Source organism: Pseudomonas sp. YY-1, assembly GCF_002843095.1.
Lineage (GTDB): Bacteria > Pseudomonadota > Gammaproteobacteria > Pseudomonadales > Pseudomonadaceae > Aquipseudomonas > Aquipseudomonas sediminis_A.
The window spans coordinates 59,314-71,312 of sequence record NZ_PJLX01000002.1; the positions used below are offsets into that span (position 1 = coordinate 59,314).

An 11,999-nucleotide genomic window follows, 5' to 3' on the forward strand; every position below is an offset into this window, starting at 1 on the left:
TGCCCCGATAAGGGGCTTGCGGGGCGCGGTACGCTGGGAAATCAGCGGGTTGCCCCTGGCATAAGTCTTGCGCTGCACTGAGTATCGCCCAGGCTAGCAGGAGGCCGCCGTGTCGATTCATGTCGCGCTGCATCATGTCACCCACTACCGCTACGACCGCGCGGTCAATCTCGGGCCGCAGGTCGTGCGCCTGCGCCCGGCACCGCACAGCCGCACGCGCATTCTCTCCTACGCATTGAAAGTCGAGCCGGCCGAATACTTCATCAACTGGCAGCAAGACCCGCAGGGTAATTACCTGGCGCGTCTGGTGTTCCCGGAGAAGACTCGCGAGTTCAAGGTCGAGGTGGACCTGGTCGCCGAGATGGCGGTGTTCAACCCGTTCGACTTCTTCCTTGAGCCCTACGCCGAGCGCATTCCTTTCGCCTACACCGAGGGCGAGCAGCGCGAGCTGGCGCCTTATCTGGTCAAGCTGCCGGCCACGCCGCTGTTCACCGAGTACCTGGCCGGTATTTCTCGCAAGCCGCGTCCCAGCATCGATTTTCTGGTGGAGCTGAATCAGCGCCTTTCGGCCGACATTCGCTACCTGATCCGCATGGAGCCGGGCGTGCAGACGCCGGAGCAGTCGCTCGAGCTGGCTGCCGGTTCGTGCCGTGATTCGGCCTGGCTGCTGGTGCAACTGCTGCGTCACCTGGGGCTGGCGGCGCGCTTCGTCTCCGGTTACCTGATCCAGCTCACGGCCGACGTGAAAGCTCTCGACGGTCCCTCCGGCACCGACAAGGATTTCACCGATCTGCACGCCTGGTGTGAGGTGTATTTGCCCGGCGCCGGCTGGATCGGTCTCGATCCCACTTCAGGCCTGTTTGCCGGCGAAGGCCACATCCCACTGGCCTGCAGCCCGGAGCCATCCTCGGCGGCGCCGATCACCGGTGGTCTGGACGAGTGCGAGGTGGAATTCGAGCACCTGATGAGCGTCGAGCGTGTGTGGGAAGCACCACGCGTCACCAAGCCCTACAGCGAGGCGCAGTGGCAGGCGATCCAGGCGCTGGGCCAGCAGATCGACGATGACCTGCACAAGCAAGACGTGCGCCTGACCATGGGCGGCGAGCCGACCTTCGTCGCTCTCGATTATCCCGATGACGACGAGTGGAACACCGCCGCGCTCGGGCCGAACAAGCGCCGCCTAGCGGCAGACCTGTTCTATCGCCTGCGCAACCACTATGCGCCCAAGGCACTGGTGCATTTCGGTCAGGGCAAGTGGTACCCCGGCGAGCAGTTGCCGCGTTGGTCGCTGAACTGCTTCTGGCGGCGCGATGGTGAACCGCTATGGCACGACCCCAAGCTGCTGGCTGACGAGAAACGTGGCTATGGCGCGACGGCAGAAACTGCCGAGCGTTTCCTGGGGGCGCTGGCTGCGCATCTGGGGGTGGATGCTGGCAACGTTTTCCCAGCCTATGAGGATTGGTTCTATTACCTGTGGCGCGAGCGCAAGCTGCCGGACAACGTCACCCCGGATGACCCGCGCTTGAGTGATCCGCTGGAGCGCGAGCGCCTGCGCAAGGTGTTCGATCAAGGGCTCGACTCGGTGGTTGGCCACGTGTTGCCGTTGGCGCGTCAGGTGGTCGGCGAGGGCTGGCAGAGTGGGCGCTGGTTCCTGCGTGACGAGCATTGCCGTCTGTTGCCGGGCGACTCGGCGCTGGGCTATCGCCTGCCGCTGGATTCCATGCCCTGGGTCAGTCAGGCCGACTACCCTTACGTCAATCCGGTCGACCCTAGCCAGGCGTTGCCGCCGTTGCCCAGCCCGGCGCAGATCCAGCGTCAGCTGCGCGGTGTCTGGCGCGGCGCCAGTGCCGGCCCGCAGAGCGCGCGCCCGGCCAACGGGCAATCGGCTGCCGGCATCGTCCGTACCGCGCTGTGCGCCGAGCCCCGCGACGGCCGCCTGTATCTGTTCATGCCGCCGCTGAGCCATCTCGAAGACTATCTGGAGTTGGTCGCGGCCATCGAGGCCGTGGCTGCCGAGCTTAAATGCCCTGTGCTGCTGGAGGGCTATGAGCCGCCGCTGGACCCACGCCTGCAGTATTTCCGCGTCACCCCCGACCCGGGCGTGATCGAGGTCAACATCCACCCGGCCGCCAGTTGGGACGAGCTGGTCGAGCGCTGCGAATTTCTTTACGAGGCCGCGCGGCAGTCGCGTCTGTCCAGCGAGAAATTCATGATCGACGGACGCCACACCGGCACCGGCGGCGGCAACCACTTCGTCCTCGGCGGGGCGACGCCGGGGGATTCGCCCTTCCTGCGCCGTCCTGATCTGCTGCGTAGCCTGATCAGCTATTGGCACAACCACCCGTCGCTGTCCTACCTGTTCAGCGGGCTGTTCATCGGCCCGACATCGCAGGCGCCGCGTGTCGACGAGGCGCGCAACGACGCCCTGTACGAACTGGAGATCGCCTTCGCGCAGATGCCCGAACCGGGGCGCGACTGCCCGCCGTGGCTGGTCGATCGGCTGTTGCGCAACCTGCTGGTGGACGTCACCGGCAACACTCACCGCGCCGAGTTCTGCATCGACAAGTTGTACTCGCCGGACTCGGCCACTGGCCGCCTGGGCCTGCTCGAACTGCGCGCCTTCGAGATGCCGCCGCATGCGCAGATGAGTCTGGCTCAGCAACTGCTGCTGCGTGCGCTGATCGCGCGTTTCTGGCAGGAGCCCTATCGCCCGGCGAAGCTGGTGCGTTGGGGCACCGAGTTGCACGACCGTTACCTGCTACCGCATTTCATCGAGCAGGACTTCGCCGATGTGCTGCAGGAACTGGGTGCCTTTGGCTATCGCCTGCGCAGCGAATGGTTCGCCCCGCATTTGGAGTTTCGCTTTCCCAAGGCCGGCGACTTCATGGTTAAGGGTATCGACCTGGAAGTGCGCCAGGCGCTGGAGCCTTGGCACGTGCTGGGTGAGGAGGGGGCGGTCGGTGGCACCGTACGCTACGTCGACTCGTCCCTGGAGCGGCTGCAGGTGAAGGTGAACGGCATGGCCCCGGATCGCTATGTGTTGACCTGCAACGGCGTGCCGGTGCCGCTGCGGCCGACCGGCAAGGTTGGCGAGTTCGTCGGCGGCGTGCGTTTCCGCGCCTGGCAGCCGGCCAGCTGCCTGCAACCGACCATCGGTGTGCACGCGCCGCTGGTGTTCGACCTGATCGACACCTGGATGCAGCGTTCGCTGGGTGGTTGCCAGTACCATGTCGCGCATCCGGGCGGTCGTAACTACGACAGCCTGCCGGTCAACGCTTACGAGGCGGAAAGCCGGCGTCTGGCGCGCTTCTTCCGCCTGGGCCACAGCCCAGGCAAGCGCCCAGTCACGCAGCCGATAGATAATAATGAACTGCCGATGACCCTGGATCTGCGTCGCGTCTGACGCAATCCAGCAATGTGTGGGAGGCGCTTTAGCCGCGACGGTCGCGGCTAAAGCCCCTCCCACGGTGCTTCAAGGATTTGCACCGCCTTGCCACTGCCGAGCCTGCCATGCACGACCTGTTAGCCGATTACCCGCCCCCTGCCGGCGCCTACCACGAACTGCTCGACGCCAAGGGCAACGTGCGCCCGCACTGGCGCCGTCTATACGAGCAACTGGCACGCAGCCGCCCGGAACACCTGGCGCAGCGCGAAGCGATGCTGGCGCGGCAGATTCAGGAAAACGGCGTGACCTACAACGTCTACGCCGACCCGGAAGGCGCCGACCGCCCGTGGGAACTCGACCTGCTGCCCAATCTGATCCCCGCTGACGAGTGGCAGCAGATTGCCGCCGGCGTGGCGCAGCGCGCGACCTTGCTCAACCGCGTGCTGGCCGATCTGTATGGGCCGCAGAAGCTGATTGCTGAAGGCTTGCTGCCGACCGAACTGGTGTTCGGCCACAACAATTTCCTCTGGCCCTGCCAGGGCATGCAGGCGCCGGGCGGCACCTGGCTGCATCTGTATGCAGTGGATCTGGCCCGGGCGCCGGACGGGCGCTGGTGGGTCACCGCCGACCGCACCCAGGCACCCTCCGGTGCCGGTTATGCGCTGGAGAACCGGCAGATCGTCTCGCGCGCCTTCCCCGAGCTGTACCGCGACCTGCGCGTGCAGTACCTGGCCGGTTTCTTCCGTACCCTGCAGGACACCCTGGCACGTCAGGCGCCGAGTGGCGGCGAGACGCCGCTTGTGGTACTGCTGACGCCGGGGCGCTTCAACGAAAGCTATTTCGAGCACCTGTACCTGGCGCGCCAGCTCGGTTATCCACTGGTCGAAGGCAGCGACCTGACCGTGCGCGATGCCACCCTATACCTCAAGACTCTGGCCGGCCTGCGCCGCGTACACGCGGTGCTGCGTCGTCTCGACGACGACTACTGCGACCCGCTGGAGCTGCGTACCGATTCCGCCCTTGGCGTACCTGGCCTGCTCGAGGCCGTGCGCCGTGGCCGCGTGCTGGTGGCCAATGCCTTGGGCAGCGGCGTGCTGGAATCCCCCGGCCTGCCCGGCTTTTTGCCGGCGATCAGCGAGCACCTGTTGGGCGAGGAACTGCTGCTGCCATCCATAGCCAGCTGGTGGTGCGGCGAGCCGCCAGTGCTGGACGAGGCGCTGGAGAAACTCGACCAGTTGCTGGTGCGCCCGGCATTCCCTTCGCAGAGCTTCAATCCGGTGTTCGGCCGTGATCTGGACGAGGCGCAGCGCGCCAAGCTGGCTGAGCGCCTGCAGGCTCGTCCCTACGCCTATGTCGCGCAAGCGAGGGCCAAGCTGTCGCAGGCACCAGTGTGGGACGGCAGCGGTTTGCAGCCGCGGGCCATCGGCATGCGTGTGTTCGCCGTGGCCAGCGCCGATGGCTATCGGGTGATGCCGGGTGGCCTGACGCGTGTGGCCGCCGAGGCCGATGCCGAGGTCGTGTCGATGCAGCGCGGCGGGGCAAGCAAGGATACCTGGGTGCTCGGCACGCGGCAGAGCGGCGGCGAGCCCTGGCAGACGCAGCGTACGCTCGGCACCGCCGACCTGGTCCGCAGCGACCCCTTCCTGCCTTCACGCGTGGTGGAGAACCTTTACTGGTTCGGTCGTTACGCCGAGCGCTGCGAGGGCAATGCACGCCTGCTGCGCATCATGCTGGCGCGCTACGTCGATGACGATGACGACCCGCAGGCGCTGCAGAGCGCGCTGGCGCTGGCGCAGGAATTGGGCCTGCTGGCAGATCCCGACGAGGGTGAACTGGCGGAGCGTCTGCTGCAAGCGCTGCTCGGCAGCGACTGGCCGGCCAGTCTGCGTTCCAATCTGCAGCGCTTGCAGTGGGCCGCTGGCAGTGTGCGCGGCAAGCTGTCCCAGGCCAACTGGCAGGCGCTGGTGGAACTGCAGCGCGAGGCGCAGTTGCTCGAAGGCCAGCCGGCCGACTTCGGCGAGCTGCTGGATTTCCTCAACCGCCTGCTGATGTCGCTGGCGGCGCTGTCGGGCTTTGCCCTCGATGACATGACGCGCGACGACGGCTGGCGCTTCCTCATGCTCGGTCGTTACATCGAGCGCTTGCAGTTTCTTTGCGACAGCTTCGCCGGCTTCCTGCGCAGCGGCTCGGCCACTGACCAGTCGGCCCTGGAATGGTTGCTGGAGCTGGGCAACAGCAGCATCACCTACCGTACCCGTTACCTGGCTTCGGCGCAGTTGATCCCGGTGCTCGACCTGCTGTTGCTTGATGAACAGAACCCGCACGCCGTGATCTTCCAGATACGTACCTTGCTGCGCTCGCTGGAAGGGCTCAACGAGCGTTTCGAACTGCCGGCCGAGCGCTACCTGGTCTATCTGGAGCAGCAGCTCACCGCCTTCAGCCTGGCCAGCCTGGAAAACCCATTGTTCGGCCCAGGCAGCACCCGGGCGGTGCTCGAAGGTCTGGCCGATTTGCTGGTGGCCATCAGCGAGGCTGCCGGCGCGGTCTCCGATCACCTCGGGCTGCGTTTCTTCGCCCATGTCGATGTCAGTCAGCGGACGCAATCCTCATGACCAGCGCGTTGTATCAGGTTCTCCACGACACCCATTACCGTTACTCGGCGCCGGTTTCCCTGGCCCAGCAACTGGCGCACCTGTGGCCGCGCGAATGCCCCTGGCAGCGCTGTCATGAACAGGAATTGCGTATCGACCCACAGCCCTGTCAGCGTCGCGACGGCCTGGACGTGTTCGGAAACCCCCTGACCCGCCTGGTGTTCGAGCGCCCACATGAGGCGTTGGTCGTCAGCGCTCGGCTGCGCGTCGAAGTGCTGGAACGGCCAGCGCTGGAGCTGGATGACTCACCAAGCTGGGAGGCTACCAGCGCGGCTCTCAGCTACAGCGGCAAACGGATGGCGCCGGCTTTGCTGGAGGCGGCGCGCTACCGCTTCGAATCGCCCTATGTGCGCCTCAAGCAGGTGTTCGCCGACTACGGCGACGATTGCTTCACGCCGGAGCGCCCGCTGCTGCAGGCGTGCCAGGCGCTGATGCAGAAGATCTTCGACGAATTCAGCTTCGATGCTGAAGCCACTCAGGTGGCCACGCCGCTGCTGCAAGTGCTGGAAGAGAAGCGTGGGGTGTGCCAGGACTTCGCCCACCTCATGCTTGCCTGTCTGCGTTCGCGTGGGCTGGCGGCGCGTTACGTCAGCGGCTACCTGCTAACTCAGCCACCGCCCGGCCAGCCTCGGCTGATCGGTGCGGATGCCTCGCATGCCTGGGTCTCGCTGTATTGCCCGCGTCAGGGCTGGGTGGACTTCGATCCGACCAACAACGTGCGCCCGGCACTGGAGCACATCACCCTGGCTTGGGGGCGGGATTTCTCCGATGTGTCGCCGCTGCGTGGGGTGATTCTGGGGGGTGGCAGCCACGACCCGGAAGTGCAGGTGACCGTGTTGCCGTTGGCGGGATAAATGGTGGCAGCAGTTGTGCACGGAATCTGTGGGTAACTCTGTACACAAATTCTGGAACAACCGCTGCACTCCCGCCGTTTCGGGTCTTGCAGGGCATTGTTCAGCTTTTCGCCAACGCGCTTAAATACACCTGTGAACGGTGAAAAACTTCAAGTAAACCAGTGGTTTGCCTTGCGTTGTCACGCATCGATAGTGCGCCTGGAGTGGATTCGGTGTTTATCCCCGAAAAACGTGGAGCAAGCTGTGGATAAGCTTGGGGGGAATCCCTCCAGGCAGCGCGGGGCAAGGGCCGCAGGCGTTTGCACACGCTTTGATCTTTTCACTCGGCCTTGGCGGGCCGAAGCGACTGCCAGAGGCGGCCGCACAGGCTGACCAGCGGCAGTGTCAGCAAGCCAGCGAGGATGCCGAACAGCGCATTGAGCAGGGTGGGGACGAGCAGCGACAGCAGGTGCCCGGCATCGCGCGCCACCCACTCGGCTGCGTGGTGTACCGCTGCCTCTACCGGCGGCAGGCCGTGGCTGAGAATGCCACCACCGACCATGAACATCGCTGCTGTGCCAACCACTGACAGCGTCTTCATCAACCAGGGCGCCAGGCGCAGGATGCCGCGACCACAGGCCTGTGCGAAGGCACTGGTGCGCTGGCTTAGATAGAGCCCGGCGTCGTCCAGTTTGACGATGCCGGCGACCAGCCCATAAACCCCGGCGGTCATCACCAGCGCGATGCCGCTGAGCACCAGCACCTGATTGAGAAAACTGGTAGCGGCGACGGTGCCGAGGGTGATGGCGATGATTTCCGCCGAGAGAATGAAGTCGGTGCGCACGGCGCCACGAATCTTCTCGCGCTCGAATGCCACCAGGTCGACCTCGGGGTCGGCGATGGCATCCAGGCGTGCCTGCTTGTCGTCCTCCCCATGGCGGTGCAGCAGCTTGTGCAACAGTTTTTCGGCGCCCTCGTAGCAGAGGAACAGGCCGCCGAGCATCAGCAGCGGCACAACCAGCCAGGGCGCCACGGCGCTGATCAGTAGGGCGGCCGGCACTAGAATCGCTTTGTTCAGCAGCGAACCCTTGGCGACCGCCCAGACCACCGGCAGCTCGCGGTCTGCACGTACGCCTGTGACCTGCTGGGCATTGAGCGCGAGGTCGTCACCGAGCACGCCGGCGGTCTTGCGCGCGGCGATCTTGGTCATGGTGGCGACGTCGTCGAGTACGGTACTGATGTCGTCGATCAGGGCGAGCAGGCTGCTTCCGGCCATGTTGCGGCTTCCGTGGGGGAGAGACCGCAGAGCGTAGCATTGTGTTAGAACCTGTTCACGATCTGCTGCGCGTCGGCCCTACTGCGTTAAAAACAGGCTCGGAATGCTCATTTACAGCTCGTAAACTCCGCTTCCTCGCCTGTTTTTGCCTTGTATGGCTCTAGCTCGCGAGATCGTGAACAGGTTCTTACATGTCTGCGTATAGGCTCAGACGGGCGCGCGATCCACCCACTTCGGTGCCGCGCTGGGGCGCCATTCGCTCAGGGCGTCGAGCAGGTTTTGCGGGCTATCGGCAATTTGCAGCATCTCGCGGTGCTGCGCACGGACGAAACGCTCGGCAACCAGGTGATCGAGGAAGTCGCCGAGCTTGCTGTAGAAGCCATTCACTTCCAGCAGGCCCAGCGGTTTGGCGTGATAACCCAATTGGCCCCAGGTCCAGACCTCGAACAGTTCTTCCAGGGTGCCGAGGCCGCCGGGCAGGGCGATGAAGGCGTCGGCCAGTTCAGCCATGCGCGCCTTGCGTGCGTGCATACCATCCACCACTTCCAGGCAGGTCAGACCGCGGTGGCCGATTTCGGCGCGCTCCAGGCTTTGCGGGATGATGCCGATCACTTCGCCACCGGCATTGAGCGCCGCGTCGGCGACCACACCCATCAGGCCGACGGCGCCGCCGCCGTAGATCAGGCGAATGCCACGCTCGGCCAGGTGCTGACCCAGCGCTTCGGCGGCTTCGCGGTAGATAGGGCTGGCGCCGGGGCTGGCTCCACAGAAGACGCAGACGCTACGCAGTGACATGGACGAACTCCTTGGCTGAATGCGCCAAGGGTAACCAGTCGCTACGCAGCCACCAAGTGTCAGTGCCGCGTATCAATGCCGCAGGTAGCGCAGGCGTAGCTGGCGAGCAGTTGCTTGAGCAGGTCGTTGAGGTACATGGCGCGGCTTCCTGACGCGGGGACATGCTGTTCAGGCTAGTCCCGATGCCGGCGCCGCGCCGTTAGATTGTTTCGATGATGGCGATAGCCGCCGTGCGATCAGACCAGTTCCAGCGCACTCATCCCGGCCAGGCCCAGCAGCACCACGCCGCAGGCTGCATAGGTCAGGCGGTGCCAGAGCAGCGAGGCGGCGCGGCGGAACCAGTCCACCAGGCCGGCGCAGATGAAGCACCAGAGGATCGACGACACCATGAACCCGGCGAAGAATACCGCCAAATGCATGGGTGTCGGCTGGGCGACACCGATGGCGGCCATCGCACCACCCATCGCCGCCCAGTAGACGATGTTCTGCGGGTTGGTCAGCGATAACGCCGCGCCCGCGGCAAAAGCGCCACCGGCAGCGACCTGGCCATCGTCACTGGGTTGTGGCGGGCGATGGGCGTCGCGTAGCGACTGATAGCCAAGCCAGGCCAGATAGAGCGCGCTGGCCAGCGTCAGCGGGTAGCGAATCTGTGCGCTGTCGAGCAGCAGTGCCAGGCCGGTGAGGCCGAGTGCGGCCCAGGTGGCGTCGCCCACCAGCGAGCCGATCTGCACCAGCAGCGCAGGTCTGTAGCCGTCACGCAGGCCGCGGCGCAGGGTTTCGCTGAACACGGCACCCGGAGCGGCGTTGAACACGAAACCAAGCAGCATGGCGGCGAGGAAGAAACTGAACATGAAGCGTCCTTACTAGGCAGGGAAACGAAGGCTACTCGCCTAAGCAGGCAGCATGCCAGGTGGGGAAAATAAAGTTTTCCACGAAGCCTGTGGGAATAACTGTGGATAAGCTGGTGGTGCCTGTCTGCGGGGCTTAAATGGCGCCGTTTTCAGGGTGCTGATGAAGATTTGATCAGTGGCATTTTCCCTTTGAACACAGAGACTTGACATGTTTTCGGGAAGCTTTAGTCGAGCTTTGCGTTTGTCCACGAGAGCTGTGGGTGATGTTGTTGATAACTTCTGTAAGCCTTGTCGTAGCCCTTTGCTGGCGAGCGCTTCAGCGCTTTGGCGTTTTTTTGATCAGGCCGTTGTGGGCGCAGCTAAGGGGGTGGATTACGTGCGTTTGTCCAGTGTTTTTTCTGATGGTCAATCGCAGGGTGAAGATTATCCCCTGAATCTGTTGATGAGTCTGTGGATAAGCTGGTGATGGCGCGCGCTGGCACACGTCGAGTCAGTGTTTGCCCGCGCTGTGCGCTTAGTCTTCGGTCAGCGCACCGAGCTGGGTGGAGCGCCCCAACAACTGCAAGGCGCGATCCGGATAGTCGGTGATCAGGCCATTGACGCCCATCTCCAGCAGCGCGCGCATGCTGGGTTGCTCGTTGATCGTCCACAGATGTACCTGTAGGCCGCGTGCCTGTGCGTTGCGAACCAGCCGCGGTGTGGCCAGGGTCAGGCCGCTGTGCTCGGGGGGTATCTGCAGCACCGGGTAGGAAGGCGACAGCAGGTCGCTCAGTCCCAGCCAGTTGAGCGCCAGTAGCAGGCGCACCGAAACCGGCCCGGCTGCGGTGGCGACCTCCGGGCAGAGCTCCCTGAAGCGCTTGAGGCTGCGCTCATGAAAACTGCCGACAATGACCCGATCGAGTTGGTCGTAAGCCGCCAGCATTTCGCAGAGCACAGCTTCCATACCGACATCGGGAACCTTGATTTCGAGCGCCTTGGGGATCAATGGGAAGCGCTCGAACACCTCTTCCAGTGCGGCAATGCGCGTACCCTGACCACGGTAGGGATAGCTCTGACCGCCATCGGCCGTCCATTTGTAGCCGGCATCGAGCGCTTGCAGTTCGGCGAGGCTGAAGTGCACGACCGGGCCTTGGCCATTGGTGGTGCGTTCCAGGGTGTCATCGTGGATCACCACCAGTTTGGCGTCCTGGCTCAGGTGCAGATCCATCTCCAGCATATCGACGCCGAGAGCGGTGGCGCGTTCGAAGGCGAACAGGGTGTTCTCCGGCCACAGCCCCTTGCCACCGCGATGGGCGATCACCAGAGGGCGCTCGCCGAGGTCTTCGAGCACTGCAGGCGTGCTCGACGGGCGGCTGGTCAGTGTGAGCACCAGCACGACGACGCCGATCAGCAGCAGCGGTACGAGCAGAAATCGGGTGATGCGCAGCATGGGCCGGGTCTCGAAAGCGGTTCGGGACTTTGTGCCCCACTACAGAGGCATTGGCAAGCATTGCGGCAGAAGGGGGAGCGCCAAGAGCGGTATTGGCAGTGGGCGCGTCGGAGTCGGTGCGCATGGCGCACCCTACGGGGGTAGGGTGCGCTGCGCGCACCACGGCAGCCGCTATTGGCTGCGGCTCTTCAGCTAGCCAGCAACCAGACACCGGTCGCTGCCGAGGCTGCACCGGCGATACGCACCAGCGGTGCCGCCGCTTGCGGCAGGAAACGCACCAGGGCGAAGCCGATGGCGTGCAGCGCCGCGGTGGCGACGATGAAGCCGATGGCGTAACCGAAGGGGCTGGCCAGATCAGGCAGTTCCAGGCCGTGGGCGACGCCGTGGGTGAGGGCGAAGAGCGCGGTCAGGGCAACGGATACCGCCATGGGCAGGCGTGCAGCCACGGCCACCAGCAGGCCGAAGGCCAGAACCGAACCGGCGATGCCGGTCTCCATCAGCGGGATTTCCACACCGGCGAAGCCGAGAAGGCCGCCGACCAGCATGGTGCCAACGAAGGTCACTGGCAGCGCCCAGCGCGCCGCACCGCTCTGTTGCGCGGCCCACAGGCCGACGGCGAACATCGCCAGCAGATGATCCAGGCCAAACACCGGGTGAGCCAGGCCGGCCATCAGCCCGGAGTCGCCGTGCCCGGGGTGAGCAAAGGCCAGCACCGGGGTACAGAACAGTGCGATGGCGTAGAGGGTTTTGCGCAGATTCATGAGGTTCTCCTTGAGTGG

8 protein-coding genes are annotated in these 11,999 nt (G+C 64.8%); 3 read left to right on the forward strand and 5 right to left on the reverse strand.

Features of this window, described 5'->3' with window-relative positions; translation table 11 throughout:
* The first annotated feature begins 109 nt into the window (after positions 1-109).
* The 3 genes from CXP40_RS03045 (at position 110) to CXP40_RS03055 (ending at position 6,890) form a co-directional block, all read left to right on the forward strand.
* Positions 110-3,403: a DUF2126 domain-containing protein gene (locus CXP40_RS03045; protein WP_106732528.1), complete on the forward strand. Its 3,294-nt coding sequence runs from the start codon at positions 110-112 to the stop codon at positions 3,401-3,403.
* A 107-nt stretch (positions 3,404-3,510) separates the two neighbouring features.
* Positions 3,511-5,997 carry a circularly permuted type 2 ATP-grasp protein gene (locus tag CXP40_RS03050; RefSeq protein ID WP_106732529.1) on the forward strand — a complete coding sequence of 829 codons (2,487 nt, stop codon included), beginning with the start codon at positions 3,511-3,513 and terminating at the stop codon, positions 5,995-5,997.
* The gene (locus CXP40_RS03055; RefSeq protein ID WP_106732530.1) at positions 5,994-6,890 is read left to right on the forward strand and encodes a transglutaminase family protein; all 897 of its coding nucleotides are present in this window, start codon (positions 5,994-5,996) and stop codon (positions 6,888-6,890) included. Before CXP40_RS03050 ends, CXP40_RS03055 begins: the two co-directional genes overlap by 4 nt.
* A 319-nt stretch (positions 6,891-7,209) precedes the next feature.
* On the opposite strand, the gene CXP40_RS03060 is transcribed toward CXP40_RS03055, so the two are convergent.
* The 5 genes from CXP40_RS03060 to CXP40_RS03080 all read right to left on the reverse strand — a co-directional run bounded on the left by CXP40_RS03060 (position 7,210) and on the right by CXP40_RS03080 (position 11,981).
* On the reverse strand, positions 7,210-8,145 hold the full coding sequence (locus CXP40_RS03060) for a DUF808 domain-containing protein (protein WP_106732531.1): 936 nt from the start codon (positions 8,143-8,145) through the stop codon (positions 7,210-7,212).
* A 207-nt stretch (positions 8,146-8,352) separates the two neighbouring features.
* Complete coding sequence (locus CXP40_RS03065) at positions 8,353-8,940, reverse strand: TIGR00730 family Rossman fold protein (protein WP_041976613.1); 588 nt, start codon at positions 8,938-8,940, stop codon at positions 8,353-8,355.
* Positions 8,941-9,176: 236 nt separating this feature from the next.
* Entirely contained in the window at positions 9,177-9,791 is a 615-nt protein-coding gene (locus CXP40_RS03070; protein ID WP_099522685.1) for a LysE family transporter, read from the reverse strand.
* Positions 9,792-10,305: 514 nt separating this feature from the next.
* Positions 10,306-11,220: a glycerophosphodiester phosphodiesterase gene (locus tag CXP40_RS03075; protein ID WP_106732532.1), complete on the reverse strand. Its 915-nt coding sequence runs from the start codon at positions 11,218-11,220 to the stop codon at positions 10,306-10,308.
* Positions 11,221-11,408: 188 nt separating this feature from the next.
* Positions 11,409-11,981, reverse strand: coding sequence for a HupE/UreJ family protein (locus CXP40_RS03080; RefSeq protein ID WP_106732533.1), 573 nt, complete (start codon positions 11,979-11,981; stop codon positions 11,409-11,411).
* Positions 11,982-11,999 lie beyond the last annotated feature (18 nt).

Excerpts from the sequence above, each read along its gene's own strand:
- CXP40_RS03050 (WP_106732529.1), top strand. The coding sequence starts at position 3,511 with ATGCACGACCTGTTAGCCGATTACCCGCCCCCTGCCGGCGCCTACCAC.
- CXP40_RS03055 (WP_106732530.1), top strand. The coding sequence starts at position 5,994 with ATGACCAGCGCGTTGTATCAGGTTCTCCACGACACCCATTACCGTTAC.
- CXP40_RS03060 (WP_106732531.1), bottom strand. The coding sequence starts at position 8,145 with ATGGCCGGAAGCAGCCTGCTCGCCCTGATCGACGACATCAGTACCGTA.
- CXP40_RS03065 (WP_041976613.1), bottom strand. The coding sequence starts at position 8,940 with ATGTCACTGCGTAGCGTCTGCGTCTTCTGTGGAGCCAGCCCCGGCGCC.
- CXP40_RS03070 (WP_099522685.1), bottom strand. The coding sequence starts at position 9,791 with ATGTTCAGTTTCTTCCTCGCCGCCATGCTGCTTGGTTTCGTGTTCAAC.
- CXP40_RS03075 (WP_106732532.1), bottom strand. The coding sequence starts at position 11,220 with ATGCTGCGCATCACCCGATTTCTGCTCGTACCGCTGCTGCTGATCGGC.
- CXP40_RS03080 (WP_106732533.1), bottom strand. The coding sequence starts at position 11,981 with ATGAATCTGCGCAAAACCCTCTACGCCATCGCACTGTTCTGTACCCCG.